Origin of the sequence: Ralstonia sp. RRA (assembly GCF_037023145.1) — a bacterium.
Lineage (GTDB): Bacteria > Pseudomonadota > Gammaproteobacteria > Burkholderiales > Burkholderiaceae > Ralstonia.
In genome coordinates, this window is record NZ_CP146091.1 from 2,777,343 (window position 1) to 2,801,011 (window position 23,669).

Here is a 23,669-nt window from a genome sequence, read left to right on the forward strand (position 1 = left end):
CCCACGCACCATGCTGCGCAGCCTCACCATCCGCGATTTCGTCATCGTCCACGCGCTGGACCTCGACCTGGCCGACGGCTTTACCGTGTTCACGGGCGAAACCGGCGCGGGCAAGTCCATCCTGATCGACGCTCTGGCGCTCACGCTTGGCGAGCGTGCCGATGCCGCCGTCGTGCGCGAAGGCGCGCCGCGCGCCGACATCACGGCGGAGTTCGACGTGCATCCACACGTGGCCGCGTGGCTGGAAGCCCACGAACTGCACGATGACGAAGGCGTCATCCTGCTGCGCCGCACTGTCGATGCCGCCGGCCGCAGCAAGGCCTTCATCAACGGCGCGGCGGTCACGCTGGCGCAGTTGCGCGAAGTGGGCGAGCAGCTGGTCGACATTCACGGTCAGCACGCGCATCAACTGCTGCTCAAGACCGACGCCCAGCGCAGCCTGCTCGACGCTCATGCCGGCCTGGAAGGCGCCGTGCGTGTGGTCGGCGAGCACTATCGCACGTGGCAAGCCGTGGTGCGCCTGCGCGAAGCCGCCGAGCAGCAATCGCGCGAAGCCCAGCTCGAACGCGAGCGCATCGAGTGGCAGGTGAACGAACTGCAGAAGCTCGCCCCCCAACCCGGCGAGTGGGAAGAGGTGCAGACCGAGCACCACCGTCTGTCGCACGCCGCCAGCCTGATCGAAGGCACGCGCGCGGCGCTCGATGGCCTGTCCGAATCGGAGGGAGCCGTGCTCACGCAACTGGGCGCGACGCTCCACACACTGCGTGAGCTCGCTGAGATCGACCCCGCACTGGCCGACGTGCTGGCCGCGCTGGAACCGGCCGAAGTGCAGATCCAGGAAGCCGTGCACTCGCTCGCTCGCTACGCCGATCGTGCCGAACTGGACCCCGACCGCCTCGCCGAAATCGACGCGCGCATGCAGGCGCTGCACACCATGGCGCGCAAGTACCGCGTCGCGCCGGAAACGCTGCCGGCCGAATTGGCCGAGCGCCAAGCGCAACTGGCCGCGCTGCAAGCCGCATCCGACCTCGACGCGCTGCAGGCGCAGGAAGCGCAAACCCACGCCGCCTACATGGTGGTCGCCCAGGCGCTGTCGCGCGACCGCGCCAAGGCCGCCCGCGAGCTGGCCGAAGCCGTGACCGGCGCCATGCAAGGCCTGTCGATGGCCGGCGGGCGCTTCGACATCGCGCTGCATGCGCTGGAACACGGCGGGGCTGCGGGGCTGGAGCAAATCGAATTCCTCGTCGCCGGACATGCCGGTGTATCGCCACGCCCGTTGGCAAAAGTCGCTTCGGGCGGCGAACTGGCGCGGATCAGCCTGGCGATTTCCGTGATCGCCAGCGAAGCAAGCCCGACCCCCACGCTGATCTTCGACGAGGTCGATTCCGGCATTGGCGGCGCAGTGGCCGAAGTGGTCGGCCGACGCCTGCGCGAATTGGGCACGCGCCGCCAGGTGCTGTGCGTGACCCACCTGCCGCAGGTGGCTGCGCTGGCCAATCACCACATCCAGGTCGCCAAGCAGACGGTGGCCGGCAGCACGCGTTCCGACCTGGTGGTGCTGGACGCCACCAGCCGCGTGGACGAAATCGCCCGCATGCTGGGCGGTGCGTCGCTAACTGACACCACACGCCGCCACGCCGACGAAATGCTGACCGCCGGCCGTGCCCAACCGGCACCGGCGCCTGCCGCACGTAAATCGCGGCGCGTGGCGCAGTGATCGCCTATACCGGAACCATTGCGGCCATCTCTGGCCAGACCGTTCCGGCGACGCACACTGCCTACACCATTGAACGCATTCAAGGAGAACTCCATGGCCCAACCGGCTGCCCGCCCTCAATCCCTGCTGTCGTCCACCAAGCCTGCGCTGGTGGCAGCGCTTGGCCTGTGCCTGCTGACGGCGTGCAAGTCGGTCCCTGCCATTGATCCGGGCAAGCCGCCTGCCATGGACCCCGCTTCCGCCAACACCCAACCGCCAGCCTCGGTGTCGGCCGCGCACAACTTGGGCGACATCATTGTCGGCCTGAGCACGCCGACGACCTCTTCCACCACCGTACAGGGTGTGCTGGACACCGCCGGCGCCCGTGCAACGCCGCGCCTGGCCTTTGCGGTGGTGCGGCCGATGTCGGGCGGGTTCTGGGTTGTACGCGCCAGCTCGGGCGATGCGGCGGCCACGCTGGATGGCGCGGTCGCGGCTTTGCGCTCCGCGCCCGGCGTCGCGTCGGCCGACCCGGATCGTGTGGTGAAAATCCAGCGCTGAACCGCTAAACGCGACGCGGTGCGATGCAGCGCCGCGCCAGACCTCCACAGTGTGAAAAACGGTTGGGCCCAATTCTGGGCCCATCGTGCCTTGTAGCGGGCGCATATCCTGCTGCCGCGCCAGCGCACAGGCGCGCTTTCCCCCACCCTTGGCAATCGGGTTTCTGCCATCCCAGGCGGGCAGGTCGCGTGCTACCTTTGGTTTTGTGTAACGTACTGTCAAGAATCGTATCCTGACGACGTTTCTCATGACGACAAGATAGATGCCTCGGAGCGCGCACTGATGACACACACCTCCTTTCGGTTGAAGTCCTGGCTCCGTGCAGGCGCCAGCGTCGCCTGTATCGCCTGGTGGATGGGCAGCCCCCCTGCCGTAGCCGCCACGCCGCAACCGCAGTACACAGGCGACCTGATCATCAAGTGGCGCGACGACACCAGCGGCACGCGCAAGACGCTATCGGCGGCAGAATCCAGCAACCGGCTGCTGTCTGTCGCGCAAACCGCGGGGAGCGCGCTGCAAGTCAAACGCACGTTGGGCACGCAAGCGCAGCTCATGCATACCAGCTTGACTGACGCCGCTAGTATTGAAGCTACCGCCGCCAAGATCGCGCAGGACGCGCGCGTGGCCTACGTGGTGCCGGATCGCATCCTGCGGCCCAATACCATCCCCAACGATCCGCTGTTTGCCACGCAGAACAACCTTGCCGCGCCGACGCTCGTGCCAGGCGGCATCAACGCGGCGGCGGCATGGAGCATCACGCAGGGCTCGAGCAGCATCGTGGTGGCGGTGGTCGACACCGGTTATACGGACCACCCCGATCTGGCCGGCAAGATCCTGCCCGGCTACAACTTCATCTCCGACCCGGCGCGCGCGGGCAATACCACCGGACGCGGCACTGACGCGCACGATCAGGGCGACGGCGTGACGGCCGCGGATGTTCCGAACATTTCCGGCTGCACCAGCAGCGACATCGCTAAGAGCACCTGGCACGGCACCGAGGTCAGCAGCGTGCTGGCAGCCAACACCAACAACGCGCTCGACATTGCCGGCGTGGGCTGGAACACCCGGATCGTGCCAGTGCGCGTGTCTGGCAAGTGCGGCGCACTGCTGTCCGATACGGTGGACGGCATGCTGTGGGCCGGTGGCATCGCCGTGTCGGGCGTGCCCACCAATGCCAACCCGGCGCGCGTGGTCAACGTCAGCCTGGGCAGCACGGGTGCGTGCTCGGCGGCCGAACAGGATGCAGTGAACCGGCTGGCGGCAATCGGCACCACCGTGGTGGCCGCCTCGGGCAATGAAGCTGCACAAAACGCCGACGCACCGGCCAATTGCACGGGCGCGATCGCCGTCACGGCGCACGTGGATAGTGGCGAAAACGCCAGCTATGCCAACGTCGGCCCGCAGGTTGCCCTGTCGGCGCCGGGCGGCGGTTGCGCCAATTCGCAAGCGACCAGCAGCGGCTGCACAGGCACCACGTCGGTCATCCAGGCCGATTCCAATGATGGCGCGCAATCCCTTGGCAACTACGTCGTCAAATCCGTGGCGGGCACAAGCTTCTCCACCCCGGAAGTGGCCGGCACCATCGCGCTGATGTTGAGCGTGCAGCCACAGTTGTCGAATGCGCAAATTCTGGCCGGCCTGCGGCAGACGGCGCGCCCGCACCCAAGCGGCACATACTGCGCCGTCAATACCGGCGTGTGCGGTGCTGGCCTGCTGGATACGGCAGGTGCAGTGGGTTACGCCCAGCAGACGACGCCTGCCGGCATTGGCAACGGTACGGCAGGCTCGGGCGGCACTGGTGGCACGAGCGGGAGCAGTAGTGGCGGCGGCGGTGGTGGCGGCGGCGGTGCCGTCCCGCTGGCAGGGGCAGCGCTGATGCTGGCGTTAGGACTCGCCTGCCGGCGCAAGCGCTCTGCGCCGCAGTAACAACGTCTTCAGATTGACCGAGACCGCCTCCCATGTGGAGGCGGTTTTCTTTTGTGTCTTATCTGCATATCAGGACTTTCACTTAAGTCCAGCTAGACCACCACACCTCCATTCTTTTTGACAATGCATCCATAAATTCATCGATTCTTTACAAAAAAGGCTGCTCAGATGAAGACGATGGTTTCCGGGGGTGTGGCTCGCGCGCTGGTGGCGCTCGGGCTGGTGTCGTATCACGCTGTGCCAGCGCTAGCCGCAGAAAAATCGACCACGTTCAACGCGCGGTTGCAGTGGGTTACCCAGTTGATCGTCAAGGAAAAAGCGATCACCTCAGGGGCGCTGACGCCGCAATCCACATCGGCAGGCGGCGTCGACAATCCGGCGGATACGATGACCGTGCAACGCTGGTCAGCCACTGCGCAATTGCCCATGACGTACAAGCGCGCAATGTCGGGCGGCGCCCATGTGGTGACCCTACCCAGGATCATGACGCTGGATGACGCACAAACCATTGCGCAACGCATGGAGGCCAGCGGCCAGTTTGAGTACGTGTCGCCCGATCGCATCCTGCGGCCGATGGCGCTGGCAACCGACCCGCTGTTCAGCCAGCAATGGAACCTGCTACCCGGCACCAGCGTGGCCGGCGGCGCCAACGTGACGTCCGCCTGGGACACCACTACCGGCGCGCCCACCGTGGGCATCGGGATCGTCGACACCGGCATCCACGCAGATCACGCGGACTTGGCCGGCACGAATTTCGGTATCGGCCGCAACTTCGTCAGCAGCAGCGCAATGGCGGGCGCCACCGACCGCAAGACCGGCACCGCCATCCCCAGCGGGTTCGTCAACAACGGCGCCAACAACAGTGCCAGCAATACCGACCCGTCCGACCCCGGTGATTGGATCAGCGCCGCCGATGCCGCGTCCTTCCCAACGCTCTGCGGCAGCCAGAGCAACAGCAGTTGGCACGGCACCTTCGTGACTGGACAGATTGCGGCACAGCGCAATAACGGCATCGGTATTGCGGGCATCGCACCGGGCGTGCGTGTGCAGATGGCGCGGGCGCTGGGCAAGTGCGGCGGCGTGACGTCCGACATCATGGACGCGATGACGTGGCTGGCCGGCGGCGCGGTCCCTGGTGTCATCAGCAACCCGACGCCAGCCAAGGTCATCAGCATGAGCCTGGGCGGCACGGGGGCCTGCTCCGCACTGGAACAAAGTCGGATCAATGCGGCGCGCGCGCTGGGGGTCACCATCGTGGTGGCTGCCGGCAATGAGTCCGGGCCGGTGGATGCTCCCGCCAATTGCGCGGGTGCCATCGCCGTCACGGCCCACACGCGGGAGGGCGACAACGCCTGGTACGCCAACGTGGGCGCGCAAACCGCCATCAGTGCGCCCGGCGGCGGCAGGGGCACGGTCATCTCGGGCACAAGCAGCACCATCGTGTCGCTGTCCAACAGCAGCGCTACCGCACCCATTGCCTCGCCCGGCGGGGACACGTACACCCATGACATAGGCACGTCGATGGCCACGCCGCACGTGGCTGCCACGGCCGCGCTCATGCTGTCAGTCCAACCTGCGCTGGCGCCCGACGACATCACGGCGATCCTCAAGCAGTCGGCCCGCCCTTTCCCGCCTGGCACCTACTGCGCGACGCATGCAGGCAGTTGTGGGGCCGGCATGCTGGACGCCGGCTCAGCCATCGCCCAGGCCCAGGGCATGCCGACAGTGCACGTTGGCGCATCAGCTTCGAGCGTTTCCACTAGCGCCGATGTCACGCTCACAGCCGTCAGCGGCCCCGGCTATGGGCGAAGCGCTGGTAACCCGATCTGGGCGCAGACAGCAGGCAAGCCCCTCCCGCTGACCACCTCGGCGCCCGATGCCAATGGCAACAGCACGGCCACCTTCACGCCAACTGCCGCTGGGGTCTACAGCTTTAGCGTTGCGTTGACCAACAACGCGGGCATATCAGCCAGCGACACCGTAAGCGTCACCGTGACGGGGGCGCCCACGTCGCCCGGTACCGATACGGGGGCCGGCTCGGGGGCTTCGTCGGGCGGTGGGGGTGGCGGTGGGTCAATCGGATTCGCCTATGCGGCGCTATTGCTTGCAGCAAACCTCGCGCATCGGCTTGGGCGCAGCGCCCGTTAAGCAACTGCCGGCCCGTTTCACGTTGCCCCCCCCCCTCAAGCGTGGGGTTGCATCCCCTAGTACCCCTTCGTGCTGGCGTCTGCGGAATAGTAAGAAATTTTCAATTCCGTATTTAGTTCTTTTTTTCGGTGCCGCATCGCCACCATTGAGATAATTCCGCCTCTTTTTGTTACAACAATAGGACTTCTCAAATGAAGGCGATTGTCCCCGGGGGGGTGGTCCGTGCGCTGATCGCGCTCGGACTGGTTTCGTATCACGCTGTTCCGGCGCTGGCGGTGGGCAAAGTCGCCGCACCTGCGCCGCAGTTGCAATGGGTAACGCAACTGATCGTGAAAGAGAGAAGCAGCGGGCTGAAGACGCAATCGGTTGCGGCAGGCGACACGGTTGCCCGCGCAGACGTTGCGACAGTGCAACGCTGGTCGGTCGCCGCACAACTGCCCGTGACCTACAAACGCGCCATGTCGGGCGGTGCGCATGTGGTGACGCTGCCCAACGCCATGTCGGTCGCAGAGGCCCAGACGGTCGCCCAGCGCATGGAGGCCAGCGGCCAATTCGAATATGTTTCGCCTGACCGCATCATGCGGCCGGCCGCCGTGCCCAGCGACCCGCAATTCGCCAGCCAGTGGAACCTGTGGCCGAGTACCGTAGTTGCCAACGGCCCATCGACCCCGGCCGCCGGCGGAGCCAATGTCACCACCGCGTGGGATTCGACCAAGGGCGCAAGCTCGGTCTACGTGGCCGTCATCGACACGGGCCTGCTGACCAACCATGAGGATCTGGCGGGTGCCAACATTCGCCCGGGCTACGACTTCATCAGCAACGACGCCTACCACTCCACGCCCGACCCAGTGAGCCACAACACGGTGCCGCTGGGCTTTGTGGAGAACGATCCACTCGACACGCCGGCGGGTCGCGATCCCAATCCGTCAGACCCTGGCGACTGGGTGACCTCGTCAGAGACAACGCTTTACCCCAGCTACTGCGGCACCGCAGGGAGTCATAGCGACAGCAGCTGGCACGGCACCTTCGTGACCGGCCAGATCGTCGCGCAACACAACTCGGTGGGCATTGCCGGCATCGCACCCAATGTGACCATCCAGATGGCGCGGGCGCTTGGCAAGTGCGGCGGCACCACGTCGGACATCATGGACGCACTGGCCTGGGTAACGGGCGAGAGTGGCGTACCTGGTGCCAGCGGTGTTGCGCTGCCGGTCAACGCGCCGATGGCGCAGGTGGTCAACATGAGCCTGGGTGGTGCGGGGGCTTGCTCCAGGGCCGAACAAGCAACCATTACCGCAGCAAGAGCGCGTGGCGCAACCATCGTGGTGGCAACCGGGAACGACGGTGCTCCGACCATCGGCTCACCAGCCAACTGCAGCGGCGTAGTCGCGGTCACGGCGCACACCATCGGCGGCGACAACGCCAACTACGCCAACGTCGGCACCGGCACAACCCTCAGCGCGCCGGGCGGTGGCTCAGGCACGGTCATCGCGGGTAGCGGCATCAAAATCCGTTCAATCTCCAATGCCAGCCTAACCACCCCGGGCACTGACACCAATACGTATAAGAGCGAAATGGGCACCTCGATGGCCACGCCGCATGTGGCGGGCGTTGCCGCGCTGCTGCTGGCCTACAAACCCACTCTGAGCGTAAACGACATCAAAGCGATCCTGACGCAGTCGGCACGCCCCTTCCCGGCAGGAACCTACTGCGCACAGAATGTCGGGGCATGCGGGGCAGGCATGCTGGATGCGGGCGCCGCCATTGCCCTGGCGGTCGGCAACCCGACGGCGAGCGTATCGAGTTCGGCCAGTACCATCGTTGCCAACAATCCGGTAACCCTCACGGCCACCGTTGGCGCAGGCTTCGGCAATACGCTCTCCAGCGTTCAGTGGGCGCAAACCGCCGGGACAAGCACGAACGTCACCACGGCAGGCCCGGACGGTAACGGTAACTACACCGCCACGTTCACGCCGAGTAGCGCTGGCACGTACACCTTCACGGTAACCGTCACCAACAACGCGGGCGGCACGATAACCACCTCGGCTTCCGTGACGGTCACCGCGCCCCCGACCACCACCCCGGGGACCGGTACGGGCGGCACCCTGCCCTTCAGCGGCGGCACCAGCGGCACCGGCCCCCTGAACCAAAGCAGCGGCGGCGGCGGTGCATTGCCGCTGTGGCTGGCCGGCCTCCTGCTGGCGGGCGGCGTATTCGGCTTCGGCCGCGGTCGTCGCTCCTCGCGCACGCAGTAAACGCAAAACGGACACGCTGGCGCCAAACCGGCGTGTCCGTTCTCCCAGGTTACCTGCGTCCTGCCGGTCAGCCCTGCGTCTGTCTCCTGCCTTGGGCGCGCCATTCTCCGAAGACCCAGATCAGCAATCCGCTCGCCGCACCAAAGGCATGTGCGATACGCACCACGCCAAACCCCCAGTGCGGGTCATAGGCGATGGGCGACAGCCACGATTGCTCGAGCCACACCTTCACCAGCACGCCCACGCACAGCAGCAAGCCGATCCAGCGTGAGAAGCGGTCGTCGGTGTCTTCAACCACCTCCGCTGGTGGCCGCAGCAGCCGCAGACCACCCCAGGCAGCAAGACCGTGCAATGCGCCCGAGAGCCCGCCGTACCACTGCACCCCCGGCTGACTGAGCAACGCAATCTGCACCAGCACACCGCACGCCACCAGCACGCCAACGATGGCCTGTGGCAGCAGCACGCGCGCCAGCAGCAAGATCAGCCCCGCTGCCGCCATCCCGTCGCCCAGCCAGTGCCACATATCGAGGTGGACCCACATGGCGGTAACGAGGCGCCACCACTGCCCAGCACGCACCGCATCACGCTGATACAACCCGACCGCGTGCAACCACGGCACGAACGAGAACGCGGCCGACAACGCAGCCACACCCAGGCACGCAGCCCAGGTATGCACCGCGTGCAGACGCCCGCTCATCCGGCGTGCGAGCTGGACGACGCGGGCACGGCGCCGAACACCTGCTCCCACAACGCCCGCACGTGGGCGGCCTCGTGCGCGCAGGTACCCGCCGGGACGCGCGCGGCGGCTTGCCCATCCAGCCGCAGCTTGTGCTGGCGTGCACGGAAATCACGGTAGGCATCGGCCACCTGCGCCGCCCGCGCAGCATCGATCAACCCCAGCTCGCCCGCCATGTGCAGCAGCGCGATGTTGCCCTTGTTGCGAGTGAGTTCAGCATGCGCGGCACTATGCAGCAGCACCAGAAACTGCACGGTGAATTCAATATCGACCATGCCGCCGCGGTCGTGCTTGAGGTCGAACAGTTCCGTGGGATTGGCGTGGCCTTCCAGCACACGCTCACGCATCGCCACGATCTCGTCGCGCAGCGGACCAGCCTCGCGCGCCTGCCGCAGCACGGCGGTGCGTAGCGCTTCAAAGCGCGCGCCGATCTCCGCATCGCCCGCACAGAAGCGCGCGCGTGTGAGCGCCTGGTGTTCCCACACCCACGCGGCGTTGTCACCCTCGCGCATCTGGTAACGGCGGAAGGCTTCGAAGTGCGTCACCATCAGGCCGGCCGCGCCGTTCGGGCGCAGGCGCGTGTCCACATCAAACAGCGTGCCGGCGGCGGTATGGCTGGTCAGCCAGGTGATGAGCTTGCGCGCGAACGACGCGTACACCTCGGGCGCACGCTCATGGTCGTCGTCGTAGAGAAAGATGATGTCGAGGTCCGATGCGTAGCCAAGCTCCTTGCCGCCCAGGCGCCCATAGGCCACCACGGCAAAGCGCGGCACCTCGCAATGGCGCGTGGACACCTGCTTCCACACGGTCTCCAGCGTCAGGTCCAGCATGGCGTCGGCCAGGTCGGAGAGCCGGTCGCTGATGTGCTCAACGCTGAGCATGCCTTGCAGGTCCTGCAACAGGATGCGGAAGGTCTCCGCATGGTGTTCCTGGCGCAGGATGTCCATCTGCATTTCGACGTGGTCTTCGGCGGCGCGCAGCCGCTCGCGCACGCGCTCGCGGAAAGCGGGCCAGTCCGGGTCGGCCGACAGCGCCTCAACGTCGAGCAGTTCGTCGAGCAGTTGCGGATGGCGCGTCAGATAGTCCGCCGCCCAGCGCGAGGCATGCAGCGTGTGGGCCACGCGCTCCAGCGCCTGTGGGTATTCGCACAGCAGCGAGAGATACGACGAGCGCCGGCTGATCGCATCAAAAAAGTTCAGGAAGCGCGCGATGGTGACGTCGGCATCCGTCTGTCGCGCAGCGTGGTCTAGCGCGCGGTTGATCAGCAGGTCGAAACGCTGGCGGCTCACCTCGGTCAGCGCACGGTAACGCGGCGAGTTGCGCGTCGCACGCAGGCGTTCGAGCACGCTGTCGGCGTCGGCGTAGCCCAGGTCGGCAAGCTGCGCGCGAGCGGCTTCGGTGCGCTCGTCGTCAAGCAGATCGGCGTGCCAGATGGAGGCGCACGGCGGTTGGCTGTCCTGCTTGTCAGAGAAGGTCTGCTCGAACTGCTGCGCCACTTCGTCCTGATAGGCCTCCAGCTTGGCAATCAGTGCGGCGTAATCGTCAAAGCCCATCATGCGGGCCACACGCAGTTGGTCTTCCGGTGCCCCCGGCAGGTTGTGCGTCTGCGCGTCTTCCACGTATTGCAGGCGGTGTTCAAGCTGGCGCAGGAAGCGGTAGGCCTCGGTCAGGCGGGCAACCACGTCGTCGTCGATCAGGCCGCGCTCGGCGGCGGCGCGCAGCACCTCCAGTGTGGGCCGCACACGCAGTCCAAAATCCTGCCCGCCACGAATCAGCTGGAACACCTGCGCAACGAACTCGATCTCGCGGATACCGCCGCGCCCCAGCTTGATGTTCGGCGAGCGCGCGTGCACCTGGCCGTCAACTTCGCCGGGCTGTCGGTTGGCGCCATTGCTGCGCTTGGCCGCCTCCGCACGGATCTGCGCATGCAGCGCGCGGATGGCGGCGATCACGCCGTAGTCCAGGTAGCGCCGGAACACGAACGGCCCGGTCACCCGATCAAGCTGCTGGATCACGCGCGCCGCGTGCGGGCTGGTCGGGTCGGTAATGACGCGACCCTTGATCCAGGCGTAGCGCTCCCACTCGCGGCCCTGCACGACAAAGTATTCCTCCAGCATGCCCAGGCTGCAGGCCAGCGGACCGGCATCGCCGTTCGGGCGCAGTCGCATGTCGACGCGGAAGACGTAGCCGTCTTCGGTCACGTCGGCCAGTGCGTTGATCAGACGCCGGCCCAGCTTCGTGAAGTACTCGTGGTTGGACAGCGGACGTGGGCCGCCTTGCGTGTCGCCATCGTCGTCGTACAGAAAGATCAGGTCGATGTCGGACGAGACGTTCAACTCGCGCCCACCAAGCTTGCCCATGCCGACCACCACCAGCTCCTGCACCTCGCCCGAGGATTGCCCGATCGGCTGGCCGTGCAGCGCCTGCAGCTCCTGGCCGATCACGGAGATGGACGCACGCACGGCAAACTCGGCCAGATCCGTCATGCTGCCGGTCACTTCATCGAGCGTAGCGGCGCCGGACAGATCGCGCTCGATGAGCGTGGCGAACACTTCGTTGCGCAGCAGGCGCAGTGCGCGCTTGAGCGCGGGCTCGGTCTCCACGGCCGTGGCGTCGAACAGCTCGGTAAAGCGCGCCGACAGCCAGGCAGCGTCGACGGGGCGGGCGGCGGCAGTCTGCACACGCTCAGCCCAACCTTCGCGCGCCTGTGCCAGGCGTTGGACATAGCGGGAATAGGCCTGCGCATACGGCAACGCAACATGAGGGGGTTCCGGCGCACGGGCCGGGGCTTGCAGGAACGGCTGGGCAGACAAGGTGGAATCGGTCATGCGGGTCATGCGAACCATCAAGGGAGCTGCGAAGGAAGCGTCCATTCTCGCTGAAATGCGCGCGGGCCGGTCGGTGGTCACGCACTTTCACGGGCATCGGGCGTGCTTGCCGCTCCACGAGGGCTGTACCCAGCTCCAAATGTGGCACTGCGCCACGAATATCGGATAATCCCGGTCATGCCCCGCCTGCCCCAGCCCCCAGAATCGCCGAAGTCCGATGGCGGACACGCCAGCACCCTGTCCACCCGCCGGACAGGCCTGCGCGCGGCCGGCGCAATCTGGGCATGGATCACTCGGCTGGTAAGCGGGATTGCCGGTGGTTTTGTCGCCTGCATCCGCGCGCCGATCTGGCGCAAGCTGTGGCGCATCCTGTGGAAAACGGTGGTCGCACTGGTTGTCCTGGCCATGGTCGGCATGGTGCTGGTGCGCTTTGTCCTATGGCCGCGCGTGAGCGTGGCGCGCGAATGGATGGAGCGCGAGGCGTCGAGCGCACTGCACGCCAATGTCGGCATCGGCTCGCTGGAAACCTACTGGGAAGGCTGGCACCCTGCCTTCCGCGCGCAGCGCATCGAGGCGCGTGACACCGCCGGCCGCCAGACCTTTGCCGTGCAGGACGTGCAGGCGCGGCTGTCGTGGCGCTCACTGCTGCGCATGCAGATCACGTTTGCCGCGCTGCACGCCAGCCGCGCCGACGTGCTGGTCCGCCGCACACCCGAGGGTGCCCTGCTCGTGGCCGGCATGCCGCTTGGCCCCGACACCGGCGGCGACAGCAACTTCTTCGACCAGCTGCTCTCCCAGGGCGACATCGATTTCCGCGAAGGCGCCGTGCGGTGGCTCGACGAGCAGCAGAAGCTGCCCGAAGTGGCGCTGGGCAATGTGCACGTTCAATTGCGCAGCGGCCCGACCCGCCACCGGCTGGATGCCAGCGGCACTTCGCCCAGCCTCTTCAACGGCGCGATCAAGCTGCGCGCCGATTTCCGCCATGACCTGCTGGCCCGCCCCGGCGATTGGCGACACTGGCATGGCCAGGCCAACTGGCAGGTCGACACGCTGCAGCTGGCCGCGGTGCAGCGCTATGTGCCCGTGATGGCAGCCGCCAAGAGCGGCACCATCAGTTCAGACGGCTCGGTGGAGTTTGCTGACGGCGTCTTCACGCGCAGCCAGGCGCGGCTGACCGGCCAGCAGCTCGACCTGCAGATCCGGAAAGATCTCGACCCGCTCCAGCTGCGCAGCCTGCAGGCGCTCGCCACGCAGCAGCGCACCGCACACGGCGAACACACACTGCGCATCGACACGCTGCTCTGGCAGCCACTGAACCTGCCCGCGCAACCGGCGCCCGCGCCCGAACTGGCCGGCCCTGGCATCGAAGCCCCGTCCAACCCGGCCGGCATGCCACGCGGGCTGCGCAACGCAAGCGTCGGCTGGGCCCTGGATACGCGCAACGAGCTGCGCAGTCTGCAGGTGAAGGCCACGACACTGGATCTGACCGATCTGCGCAGCATTGCCACCGCCATACCGCTTCCCGCCGGTGTGCTGGAGCCGCTGCGCACCAAGCAGCCCGCCGGCCGTATCGACGATCTCGACATCAACTGGCAGCGCGATGTCTCCCGCTGGCGGCCAAATACACCGGCGCCGGTGCACTTCACGGGACGCGCCACGCTGCGGCAGGTGTCCTTTGGGCCCGGAGCACTGCCCGCCGTGCCGGCCGGCCACCACCCCGAGCCGGCCGTGCCCGGCGTCGAGAACCTCTCCGGCAACGCCGTCTTCTCCGACGACAAGGGCACGCTGCGCATCGATTCCTCCGATACCGCCCTGCTCCTGCCTGGCCTCTTCGATGAAGCACGGGTGCCGCTGGACCGCCTGCAAGGCACCTTCAACTGGACGTATCGCAAGCAAGAACTGATCGTCAGCAGCGACAACCTGACGCTCTCCAATGGCGATCTGTCGGCCCGGTTTGCGGGCAACTACCGCCATGCGCCGGACACCAGCCATGTCGGCACCATCGACCTGAAGGGCACGCTGGAGCGCGCCACCGTCACACGTGTGCCGCGCTATCTGCCGCTGTCCGTCGGGCCGCATACGCGCGAGTACCTGGCTGGCGCCTTGCAGGGCGGCACCGCCAGCGACGTCACCCTTGTCCTGACCGGCGACCTGTACGACTTCCCGTACCGCCCACCGCACAAGGGCGTGTTTCGCGTCGAGGTGCCGGTCAAGGATGTGACCTACCAGCCGGCCCCTGCCGACGCATCGCACCCGACCGGCTGGCCGGCGTTTACTGATACCGAAGGCACGGTTGTGTTCGACGGACCCTCGATGTCGTTCAAGGTGGCGCGCGCCAAAGCAGGTGACGTGACCTTGACCGACGTGAGCGGCAGCCTGCCCGACATGGGCGACCACCATCCCCTTCTCACCATCGACGGCCGTGCCGACGGCGCCACGCAAAGCTTCCTGCAGTACATCGAGGCCAGCCCGGTTGGTGGCTGGATCGGCCACTTCACCAAGGACGCACGCGCGCAGGGCAACGCCGCGCTGGCGCTCAAGCTCGACCTGCCGCTCAACGAAATGCACACGGCCCGCGCCCAGGGCAGCGTGACCTTCCTGCGCAACGAAGTCACGCTGATCCCGCAGGCGCCTCCGCTCACCGACGTGACCGGCGCGCTCACCTTCACGCACAAGGGCATTGGCTTCGACAACCTGCGCGCCCGCTTTGCCGGCGGCGAGATTCGCCCGACCGGCGGCACCGCGCCTGACGGCACGATCCGCATCCAGGTTGCTGGCACCGCCTCGGCGCAGGGCTTGCGTGAAACCACCCCGGAAGGCAGCCCCATCGCCGCGATTGCCCGCACGCTGGACGGCAGTGCACCGTACAACGCCACCATCAGCGTCAAGCAGCATCGGCCCGTCATCCAGGTGCAATCCGACCTGACGCCAATGACGGTGCGCCTGCCCGCACCGCTGAACAAGGCCGCCGGCCAGCCACTGCCGGTGCGCTTCGACATGCAGCCGCTGGCCGCCAACAACGCACTCGACGAAGTCACACTGCAGATCGGCAACATTGCCTCCGCGCGCTACGAGCTGCGCAGCAACGGCAACGGCACCGAAGTGCTGCGCGGCGGCATCGGCGTACGCCAGCCCGTGCCGCAACCCGCCGAGGGTGTGCAAGCCAACCTGACGCTGGACCGGCTCGATATCGACGCCTGGCGTCAGGTCTTCGCCACGCCAGCGGGTGAGAAGAGTGCCGCGCAAGTGGCTACCGAACACGCTGCCGCCAGTGCCGCCAACAGCCACAACGCTTACCTGCCCACCCGCCTGAACGGGCGTGCACAGACGCTGCGTATCCTCGGCCGCGATTTCAGTGGCGTGAGCATCGACGCCACGCGTGACGGCGCCAATTGGCAGTCGACCATCGATTCACGCGAGATTGCCGGCACGACACGCTGGCACGCGGAGAGCGCCGCCGTGCCCTTCGGCGAGCTGACCATGCGTCTGTCGCGCATGAGCATCCCCGACGCGAAGGAAGAAAGCGCGTTGACCGAGTCCCTGGCCAGCAGCTCGCAGGAAATCCCGTCGCTCGACCTCGTGGCCGACAAGTTCGACCTGCGCGGCAAGACGCTGGGCAAGCTGGAGATCAAGGCGCGCAGCCAGATCACCGATGGCACTCCGGTGTGGACGCTGGAAACGCTCAAGATCGAGCAGCCGGCCGCCACGCTCACCGCGCAGGGCACGTGGCGCATCCCGCGCCGGCTGCGTGGCGGTGGCGACGACCCTGAACGCCGCACCCTGCTTGACTTCCACCTGGACCTGCGCGACTCCGGCGAGCTGCTGCAAAAGATGGGCTTCGCCAAGGTGCTCGATGGTGCCAAGGGCAGGCTCGAAGGCCGCGTGGTGTGGCGTGGCTCGCCCATGTCGATCGACACGCCCACGCTCAACGGCCGCATGGCGCTGAACCTGGAGCGCGGACAGTTCCTGCCGGTCGATCCGGGCCTGGCCAAGCTGGCCGGCGTGCTGAGCCTGCAGGGCCTGCTGCACTTCGCCACCGACCTGCGCAGCGCCACGGGTCGCGGCACCCCGTTCGAGAGCGTGGCGGCCACCGGCACCATCGCCAGCGGCGTTGCCCGCACGGAAGATTTCACCGTCAAGGGCCCGCAGTTCCAGGTGGCGATGCAGGGCTCGGCCAACATCCTCGAGGAAACGCAGGATCTGCGCGTGAAGGTCACGCCCAAGGTGGACGCCACGTCGGCGTCGCTGGCGGCGGCGTTCATCAATCCGGCCATCGGACTGGGCACGCTGGCGGCGCAATTGATCCTGGGTGATCAGATGTCAAAGGCGTTCGCCACGCAATATCACGTGACCGGAAGCTGGGCCGATCCGAAGATCGAGAAAGTCGCCTCCAGCAGCAACTCGGGCAGCCAACCGCAAACCTCGGCAAAATAGGCCCCATGACTTCGACGACTGCCACGACCGTTACGTCTGCCCATGCCGCCTCCGGCATGGATGCGCCGTTCGAAGCACCTTTCCGCGTCGCCGCCATCCAGACGGTGACGGGCATCGAGGTGGACGCCAACCTGGCCCGCGCCGATGCACTGCTCGCCGAGGCTGCAGCCCAGGGCGCGCAACTGGCGCTGCTGCCCGAGTACTTCTGCAAGATGGGCCGCAAGGACAGCGACAAGGTCGCCATCCGCGAGAATGACGAGGACGGCCCCATCCAGACGTTCCTGGCCGATGCCGCGCGCCGCCACAAGCTGTGGCTGGTCGGCGGCACGCTGCCGATGTGGTGCGCAGACGAGCAACGCGTGCGCAACACGTCGCTCGCGTTCAACCCAGCGGGCATGCGCGTTGCGCGTTACGACAAGATCCACCTGTTCAACTTCGTGCGCGGCGAAGAGCGCTACGACGAAGCCCGCACCATCGAGCCCGGTGCCACACCGGTCGCCTTCGATGCGCCGTGCGGCCGCGTGGGCATGTCGGTGTGCTACGACCTGCGCTTTCCGGAGCTGTACCGCGCGCTGTCGTCACAGGGCAACCTGAACTTGATTCTGATGCCGGCGGCCTTCACCTACGTGACAGGCGCCGCGCACTGGGAAATCCTGCTGCGTGCCCGCGCGGTCGAGAACCAGTGCTACGTGCTCGCCGCCGCACAGGGCGGGCGCCACGAAAACGGCCGTCGCACCTGGGGCCACTCCATGCTGGTCGACCCGTGGGGCGAAGTCATCGCCGCGCTGCCCGAAGGCGAAGGCGTGGTCGTCGGCGACATGGACCCGGCCCGCCTGGCGCAAGTGCGCCAGGACTTGCCGGCGTTGAAACACCGTGTGATGTAAGCCAACCGAATTTCTTTGCGAGAACTCACCATGAACGCAGGCGACATCGCCATCCAGAATCTGTCCATCGCGCGCCGCGTGCTGCTCGATCCGTACGGCCTTGATGAGGCGCACCTGCAGCGCGCACTGGCCGACATCTTCACACACCGCGTCGACTATGCCGACCTCTACTTCCAGTACACCCGCAACGAGGCGTGGAGCCTGGAAGAAGGCATCGTCAAATCCGGGAGCTTCAGCATCGACCAGGGCGTGGGCGTTCGCGCCGTCTCGGGCGACCGCACCGCGTTTGCGTATTCCGACGACATCAGCCTGCCCGCGCTGATGCAGGCCGCCGGTGCCACGCGCACCATCGGCAAGGCCGGGTCCGGCCGCGTGAAGGTGGCGAGCAGCCTCGCCAGCGGCCCGAGCGGCCACTCGCTGTATGCGCCGAACGACCCGCTCGATTCGATGACGGCCTCCGAAAAGGTCGCCCTGCTCGAACGCATCGAAAAGCTCGCCCGCGCCAAAGACCCGCGCGTGGTGCAGGTCATGGCCGGCCTGGCTGGCGAATACGACGTGATGCTGGTCGCGCGCAGCGACGGCGTGATCGCGGCCGACGTGCGCCCGCTGGTGCGCATCTCCGTTACCGTCATCGCCGAGCAGAATGGGCGCCGCGAGATGGGCAGCTCCGGCGGCGGCGGCCGTTATGCCTACGGCTACTTCACCGACGACCTGCTGCGCGAATACGTGGACGAGGCGGTCTCCTCCGCGCTCGTCAACCTGGAAGCCAAGCCGGCACCGGCGGGCACCATGACCGTCGTGCTCGGCCCGGGCTGGCCCGGCGTGCTGCTGCACGAAGCCATCGGCCACGGCCTGGAAGGCGATTTCAACCGCAAGGGCTCATCCGCCTTTTCTGGCCGCATGGGTGAGCGCGTGGCAGCCAAGGGCGTCACCGTGGTCGATGACGGCACGCTCGCCAACCGCCGCGGGTCGCTCAACCTCGACGACGAAGGCAACCCCACGCAGTGCAACACGCTCATCGAAGACGGCATCCTCACCGGCTACATGCAGGACACGCTCAACGCACGCCTGATGAAGATGCCGGTGACCGGCAACGCCCGCCGCGAGAGCTACGCCGCCCTGCCCATGCCGCGCATGACCAACACCTACATGCTCGGCGGCGACAAAGACCCGCAGGAGATCATCGCCAGCGTGAAGAAGGGGCTGTATGCGGTCAACTTTGGCGGCGGCCAGGTCGACATCACCAACGGCAAGTTCGTGTTCTCGGCCAGCGAGGCCTACATGATCGAGGACGGCAAGATCACCTATCCCGTCAAGGGTGCCACGCTGGTCGGCAGCGGCCCCGAATCGCTCAAGCACGTGACCATGATCGGCAACGACATGCGCCTCGATTCGGGTATCGGCGTGTGCGGCAAGGAAGGCCAGAGCGTGCCGGTGGGCGTGGGTCAGCCGACCCTGCGCATGGAGAACATGACGGTGGGCGGCACGGCTTAATCGCCACAAACCCGTCGTTTTGATGCCGCAGGCCCGGAAAAACCGCGCTTGCGGCGCTCAGAAAAAGCAGCTATAAAGACGGTTCGATTGGTGCGGCGCGGTAGTTTTGTCACCCGCGCTTCCCTGATTTTTGTTGCAGTACTTAGCATTCTCTCCATGTCCTTAGCCAAGTTTTTTTACTTTTACTTTTGGCATCTCGCACCGCTGGCGGAAGGAGAGGGGCGCTTGCAGCAAAAATAAAAGCACCCAGCAGATACCGAAAACCGCCAGCGACCCTGGCGGTTTTTTTTCGCCCAGTCACCTGCCCCACCCCGGCACCGACGCGAAACATGATCCGAACACAGTAGACGTTTCCAATAGAACTCAAGACACATCCCCGGAGCTTTCCATGCCGAAGAACACCGATGATTTGCGCATTCGCGAACTGAAAGAGCTGACGCCGCCGTCGCATCTGATCCGCGAATTCCCGTGCAGCGACACCGTGTCCGACCTGATCTACCAAAGCCGGAACGCGATGCACCGCATCCTGCACGGCATGGACGACCGCCTGATCGTCATCATCGGCCCCTGCTCCATCCACGACACCAAGGCTGCGATGGACTACGCCCGCCGCCTGGTCGAGCAGCGCGAGCGCTTCAAGAACGAGCTGGAAATCGTCATGCGCGTGTACTTCGAGAAACCGCGTACCACGGTCGGCTGGAAGGGCCTGATCAACGATCCGCACATGGACGGCAGCTTCAAGATCAACGACGGCCTGCGCACCGCGCGCGAGCTGCTGATGAACATCAACGAGCTGGGCCTGCCCGCCGGCACCGAATACCTCGACGTGATCAGCCCGCAGTACATCGCCGACTTGGTGAGCTGGGGCGCCATCGGTGCGCGTACCACCGAAAGCCAGGTGCACCGCGAGCTGGCGTCCGGCCTGTCGTGCCCGGTCGGCTTCAAGAACGGCACCGACGGCAACGTGAAGATCGCCGTGGACGCCATCAAGGCCGCCTCGCAGCCGCACCACTTCCTGTCGGTCACCAAGGGCGGCCACTCAGCCATCGTGTCGACGGCGGGCAACGAGGATTGCCACATCATCCTGCGCGGCGGCAAGGCGCCCAACTACGACGCCGCCAGCGTGCAGGAAGCCTGCGAAGCCATCGCCAAGTCGGGCCTGGCCGCGCGCCTGATGATCGACGCCTCGCACGCCAACAGCAGCAAGAAGCACGAAAACCAGATCCCGGTGTGCGAAGACATCGGCCGCCAGATGGCTGCCGGCGACAACCGCATCGTCGGTGTGATGGTGGAGTCGCACATCAACGCCGGCCGCCAGGACCACGTGCAAGGCACGCCGGTGTCCGACCTGGCCTACGGCCAGAGCGTGACCGACGCCTGCATCGGCTGGGACGATTCGGTGAAGGTGCTGGAAACGCTGGCCGAGGCCGTGCGCAAACGCCGTCTGGTGCCCGGCAGCGGCAACTGATCTGCGCTGAAGTGATTTGAAGAGGACGCCTGCGGGCGTCCTTTTTTATTGGCCGTTGCTAGCGCACTGCAACATATAACAAATGTGAGCAAAACGTATCAAAGTCACACAAGTGCGTTGTCTTTGACATATCGTAGGGAGATTCCCCTGCCCACCCCTGGAGGCAACCATGGCAGACACCCTGGCGGACACCGCCGTCAATACCGCAAGCAAGTACCAGGCGATCATCGCGCAGTACGCCACCGACGTCGGCATGAAGATCCTTGCCGCCATCGTCTTCTGGGTGGTCGGCCGCTGGCTGATCAATTTCGCGGTACGTATGGTGGAAGGTTCGTTGAGCCGACAGAAGGTCGATCCAACGGTGCTGCGCTATGTGGGCTCAATCATCACCGTCACGTTGAACGTGCTGCTGGTGATCGGCATCCTGGGCTACTTCGGCATCCAAACGACGACGTTCGCGGCGCTGATTGCAGCAGCCGGCGTGGCCATCGGCATGGCATGGTCGGGGCTGCTGTCGAACTTTGCGGCAGGCGCGTTCCTGATCGTGCTGCGGCCGTTCAAGGTGGGCGATTTCGTGACGGTCGGTGGCATCACCGGCACGGTCAAGGAAATCGGCCTGTTCGCCACGTCGCTCAACACGCCGGACAACGTGGTCACCATTGTCGGCAACGGCAAGATCTTCTCCGACACGATCCAGAACTACACCGCCAACCCGTTCCGCCGCGTTGAACTGAAAGCGCAATTGGCCGGCAGCGCCGACCACCGCGCCGCCATCGCGCTGCTCAAGGAGAAGGTTGCCGCCATCCCGAATGTATTGACCGATCCGGCCGTCGATGTGGAGATCCTGGAGTTCAACTTGGTGGGACCGGTGCTGGCCGTGCGCCCCTACACGCACAACGACAACTACTGGCAGGTCTACTTCGACACCAACCGCACGATCAAGGAAGCGCTGGCCGAGGCTGGCTTCCCGGCACCGACGCCGTCGCAGGCCCTGACGATTACGACGCCGGGGCAACTGGCCGGGCTGACTGCCGTGGCACAGAGCACGACCACGCCGACGAGCGTGAACTGATTCGCACGCGCTGCAAAGCAAACGGCCCGGTACATAACCGGGCCGTTTTGCTTTGATGCGCTGATACGGATTACGCGGGCTTGTGCTCGTCGCGCTTCCACAGCACATCCGTACCGCCGTCTGCGCGATTGAGCACGCGCGCCAGCACGAACAGCAGGTCCGATAGACGATTGACGTACTGACGTGGCGCCTCGCCAATGGTCTCTGCGCGGCCGAGTGCGACGATGCTGCGTTCGGCCCGGCGCGCGACGGTGCGGCAGATGTGCGCCTGTGCCGCCGCGCGGCTGCCGCCCGGCAAGATGAATTCGGCCAGGCGCGGCAGATCGGCGTTGTAGTCCGCCAGCCATTGGTCGAGCCGCAGCACGTGCGCCGTCGTGACCATCGTGTAGCCAGGGATGCACAACTCGCCGCCGAGGTCGAACAAGTCATGCTGGATGGCGGTGAGCGCCGCACGCACGCCGTCGGGCAGCGTTTCCGTCAGCAGTACGCCGATGTGCGAGTTCAGTTCGTCGACGTCGCCGATGGCGGCGATGCGCAGACTGTCTTTTGCCGTGCGGCTGCCATCGCCGAGGCCGGTGGTGCCGTCGTCGCCGGTGCGCGTGGCGATCTTGGATAAGCGGTTGCCCACGATGCGTCTCCCTAGATGCGGTGCAATATCGATACGGGCCATTATCGCAAGCCGCGCGCAACCCCGGCGTTAGAATGGGCAACTCAAGCCGGCCCAGACCGCAGCCCTGCGAGACGCCATGAACCACCCCGCTCCCCCTTCCCAGTTGATCCGCAAACCGATTCCGCACGTCATGCTCGACGCGCTGCGCGCCCGTTTCGGGGATCGCCTCTCCACCGCCGAAGCCGTGCGCGCCCACCACGGCCGCGACGAATCCGCCTACGACCCGATGCTGCCCGACGCCGTCGTCTTCGCGCAGACCACCGAGGACGTCGCCGCCGTCGCCAAGCTGTGCTTCGAGCACGAAATTCCGCTGATCCCGTACGGCGCAGGCTCGTCGCTCGAAGGGCACCTTCTGGCCGTGGCCGGCGGCGTGAGCCTCGATCTCTCGCAGATGAACCACGTGCTGTCCGTCCACCCGGAAGACCTGACGGTGACGGTCGAGCCAGGCGTCACGCGCAAGCAGCTCAATACCGAAATCCGCGACACGGGCTTGTTCTTCCCGATCGACCCGGGTGCGGATGCGTCCATTGGCGGCATGTGCGCGACGCGCGCGTCCGGCACCAACGCCGTGCGCTACGGCACGATGCGCGAGAACGTGCTGAACCTGACGGTGGTCACCGCCGACGGCCGCATCATCAAGACGGCCAACCGCGCACGCAAATCGTCGGCGGGCTACGACCTGACGCGCCTGTTCATCGGCAGCGAGGGGACGCTGGGCATCATCACCGAGATCACGCTGAAGCTGTATCCGCAGCCGGAGGCCGTGTCCGCCGCCGTATGCGCGTTCCCGAGCATGGGCGATGCGGTGTCCGCCGTGATCGACACCATCCAGATGGGCGTGCCGATTGCGCGCGTGGAGTTTGTCGACGCACTGGCCATCCGCGCGATCAACCAGTACGACAAGCTCACGCTGCCCGAAATGCCGACGCTGTTCTTCGAGTTCCACGGCTCGGAGCACGGCGTGCAGGAACAGGCCGAGACCGTCCAGCAGATCGCCGCCGAGCACAAAGGCCAAGGCTTCGAATGGGCCACGCGCCCCGAAGACCGCAGCCGCCTGTGGAACGCCCGCCACAACGCATTCTTCGCCTTTCTGCAACTCAAGCCCGGTTGCCGCGCGGTCACGACCGATGTGTGCGTGCCGATCTCGCGCCTGGCGGATTGCGTGGTCGAGACCGAGAAAGACCTGCTCGCCAGCCCGTTCAAACTGCCCGCCCCCATCGTCGGCCACGTGGGCGACGGCAACTTCCACGTCTGCCTGCTGATCGACCCCGACAAGCCGGAGGAACGGGACGAGGCCGAGCACATCAACCAGCGCATCGTCGCGCGTGCGATTGCCATGGACGGCACCTGCACCGGCGAGCACGGCGTCGGCCTGCACAAGATGGGCTCGCTCATCGCCGAGCACGGCAACGATGCGATCGACCTGATGCGCAGCATCAAGCAGGCGCTGGATCCGAAGCACATCCTGAACCCCGGCAAGATCTTCCACCTGTAAGC

General features: G+C 66.3%; 14 protein-coding genes. 11 read left to right on the top strand and 3 right to left on the bottom strand.

Features of this window, described 5'->3' with window-relative positions:
* Window positions 1-10: 10 nt before the first annotated feature.
* The 5 genes from recN (at window position 11) to mprA (V6657_RS13480) (ending at window position 8,586) form a co-directional block, all read left to right on the top strand.
* Complete coding sequence (gene recN, locus V6657_RS13460) at window positions 11-1,717, top strand: DNA repair protein RecN (RefSeq protein ID WP_048935045.1); 1,707 nt, start codon at window positions 11-13, stop codon at window positions 1,715-1,717.
* A gap of 93 nt (window positions 1,718-1,810) precedes the next feature.
* Window positions 1,811-2,257 carry a hypothetical protein gene (locus tag V6657_RS13465; protein ID WP_048935046.1) on the top strand — a complete coding sequence of 149 codons (447 nt, stop codon included), beginning with the start codon at window positions 1,811-1,813 and terminating at the stop codon, window positions 2,255-2,257.
* A gap of 282 nt (window positions 2,258-2,539) precedes the next feature.
* Complete coding sequence (gene mprA, locus V6657_RS13470; RefSeq protein ID WP_048935047.1) at window positions 2,540-4,183, top strand: MprA protease, GlyGly-CTERM protein-sorting domain-containing form; 1,644 nt, start codon at window positions 2,540-2,542, stop codon at window positions 4,181-4,183.
* Window positions 4,184-4,351: 168 nt separating this feature from the next.
* Complete coding sequence (locus V6657_RS13475) at window positions 4,352-6,331, top strand: S8 family serine peptidase (protein WP_182570826.1); 1,980 nt, start codon at window positions 4,352-4,354, stop codon at window positions 6,329-6,331.
* Between the two features lie 191 nt (window positions 6,332-6,522).
* Window positions 6,523-8,586, top strand: a complete 2,064-nt coding sequence (gene mprA, locus V6657_RS13480; RefSeq protein WP_048936102.1) for an MprA protease, GlyGly-CTERM protein-sorting domain-containing form — start codon at window positions 6,523-6,525, stop codon at window positions 8,584-8,586.
* Window positions 8,587-8,653: 67 nt separating this feature from the next.
* Here the strand turns inward: mprA (V6657_RS13480) and rrtA are convergent, their stop codons facing one another.
* On the bottom strand, window positions 8,654-9,283 hold the full coding sequence (rrtA, locus tag V6657_RS13485) for a rhombosortase (protein ID WP_048936101.1): 630 nt from the start codon (window positions 9,281-9,283) through the stop codon (window positions 8,654-8,656).
* Window positions 9,280-12,150 (bottom strand): bifunctional [glutamate--ammonia ligase]-adenylyl-L-tyrosine phosphorylase/[glutamate--ammonia-ligase] adenylyltransferase, encoded by a 2,871-nt coding sequence (glnE, locus tag V6657_RS13490; protein ID WP_048936100.1) that lies wholly within the window; start codon window positions 12,148-12,150, stop codon window positions 9,280-9,282. The genes rrtA and glnE overlap by 4 nt, the downstream gene beginning before the upstream one ends.
* A 177-nt stretch (window positions 12,151-12,327) precedes the next feature.
* On the opposite strand from glnE, the gene V6657_RS13495 reads away from it, so the two are divergent.
* The 5 genes from V6657_RS13495 to V6657_RS13515 all read left to right on the top strand — a co-directional run bounded on the left by V6657_RS13495 (window position 12,328) and on the right by V6657_RS13515 (window position 21,502).
* The gene (locus tag V6657_RS13495) at window positions 12,328-16,584 is read left to right on the top strand and encodes a YhdP family protein (RefSeq protein ID WP_048936099.1); all 4,257 of its coding nucleotides are present in this window, start codon (window positions 12,328-12,330) and stop codon (window positions 16,582-16,584) included.
* A gap of 56 nt (window positions 16,585-16,640) precedes the next feature.
* Complete coding sequence (locus V6657_RS13500; protein ID WP_048936098.1) at window positions 16,641-17,468, top strand: carbon-nitrogen hydrolase family protein; 828 nt, start codon at window positions 16,641-16,643, stop codon at window positions 17,466-17,468.
* Window positions 17,469-17,498: 30 nt separating this feature from the next.
* A complete protein-coding gene (tldD, locus tag V6657_RS13505) occupies window positions 17,499-18,962 on the top strand; it encodes a metalloprotease TldD (RefSeq protein WP_048936097.1) in 1,464 nt (487 codons plus the stop codon).
* A gap of 388 nt (window positions 18,963-19,350) precedes the next feature.
* Complete coding sequence (aroG, locus tag V6657_RS13510) at window positions 19,351-20,430, top strand: 3-deoxy-7-phosphoheptulonate synthase AroG (protein WP_048936096.1); 1,080 nt, start codon at window positions 19,351-19,353, stop codon at window positions 20,428-20,430.
* Window positions 20,431-20,599: 169 nt separating this feature from the next.
* Window positions 20,600-21,502, top strand: a complete 903-nt coding sequence (locus tag V6657_RS13515; protein WP_048936095.1) for a mechanosensitive ion channel family protein — start codon at window positions 20,600-20,602, stop codon at window positions 21,500-21,502.
* A gap of 70 nt (window positions 21,503-21,572) precedes the next feature.
* Here V6657_RS13515 and V6657_RS13520 read toward each other — a convergent pair whose 3' ends face one another.
* A complete protein-coding gene (locus tag V6657_RS13520; RefSeq protein ID WP_048936094.1) occupies window positions 21,573-22,130 on the bottom strand; it encodes a cob(I)yrinic acid a,c-diamide adenosyltransferase in 558 nt (185 codons plus the stop codon).
* Between the two features lie 118 nt (window positions 22,131-22,248).
* Between V6657_RS13520 and V6657_RS13525 the strand changes: the two genes are divergently transcribed.
* The gene (locus V6657_RS13525; protein ID WP_048936093.1) at window positions 22,249-23,667 is read left to right on the top strand and encodes an FAD-linked oxidase C-terminal domain-containing protein; all 1,419 of its coding nucleotides are present in this window, start codon (window positions 22,249-22,251) and stop codon (window positions 23,665-23,667) included.
* The last annotated feature ends 2 nt before the right edge of the window (window positions 23,668-23,669 follow it).

What these genes read in the sequence shown, in the direction of transcription:
- V6657_RS13465 (WP_048935046.1), top strand. Translation starts at nt 1,811, where the DNA reads ATGGCCCAACCGGCTGCCCGCCCTCAATCCCTGCTGTCGTCCACCAAG.
- V6657_RS13475 (WP_182570826.1), top strand. Translation starts at nt 4,352, where the DNA reads ATGAAGACGATGGTTTCCGGGGGTGTGGCTCGCGCGCTGGTGGCGCTC.
- mprA (WP_048936102.1), top strand. Translation starts at nt 6,523, where the DNA reads ATGAAGGCGATTGTCCCCGGGGGGGTGGTCCGTGCGCTGATCGCGCTC.
- glnE (WP_048936100.1), bottom strand. Translation starts at nt 12,150, where the DNA reads ATGACCGATTCCACCTTGTCTGCCCAGCCGTTCCTGCAAGCCCCGGCC.
- mprA (WP_048935047.1), top strand. Translation starts at nt 2,540, where the DNA reads ATGACACACACCTCCTTTCGGTTGAAGTCCTGGCTCCGTGCAGGCGCC.
- rrtA (WP_048936101.1), bottom strand. Translation starts at nt 9,283, where the DNA reads ATGAGCGGGCGTCTGCACGCGGTGCATACCTGGGCTGCGTGCCTGGGT.
- V6657_RS13500 (WP_048936098.1), top strand. Translation starts at nt 16,641, where the DNA reads ATGGATGCGCCGTTCGAAGCACCTTTCCGCGTCGCCGCCATCCAGACG.
- V6657_RS13495 (WP_048936099.1), top strand. Translation starts at nt 12,328, where the DNA reads ATGCCCCGCCTGCCCCAGCCCCCAGAATCGCCGAAGTCCGATGGCGGA.
- V6657_RS13515 (WP_048936095.1), top strand. Translation starts at nt 20,600, where the DNA reads ATGGCAGACACCCTGGCGGACACCGCCGTCAATACCGCAAGCAAGTAC.
- V6657_RS13525 (WP_048936093.1), top strand. Translation starts at nt 22,249, where the DNA reads ATGAACCACCCCGCTCCCCCTTCCCAGTTGATCCGCAAACCGATTCCG.
- tldD (WP_048936097.1), top strand. Translation starts at nt 17,499, where the DNA reads ATGAACGCAGGCGACATCGCCATCCAGAATCTGTCCATCGCGCGCCGC.
- recN (WP_048935045.1), top strand. Translation starts at nt 11, where the DNA reads ATGCTGCGCAGCCTCACCATCCGCGATTTCGTCATCGTCCACGCGCTG.
- aroG (WP_048936096.1), top strand. Translation starts at nt 19,351, where the DNA reads ATGCCGAAGAACACCGATGATTTGCGCATTCGCGAACTGAAAGAGCTG.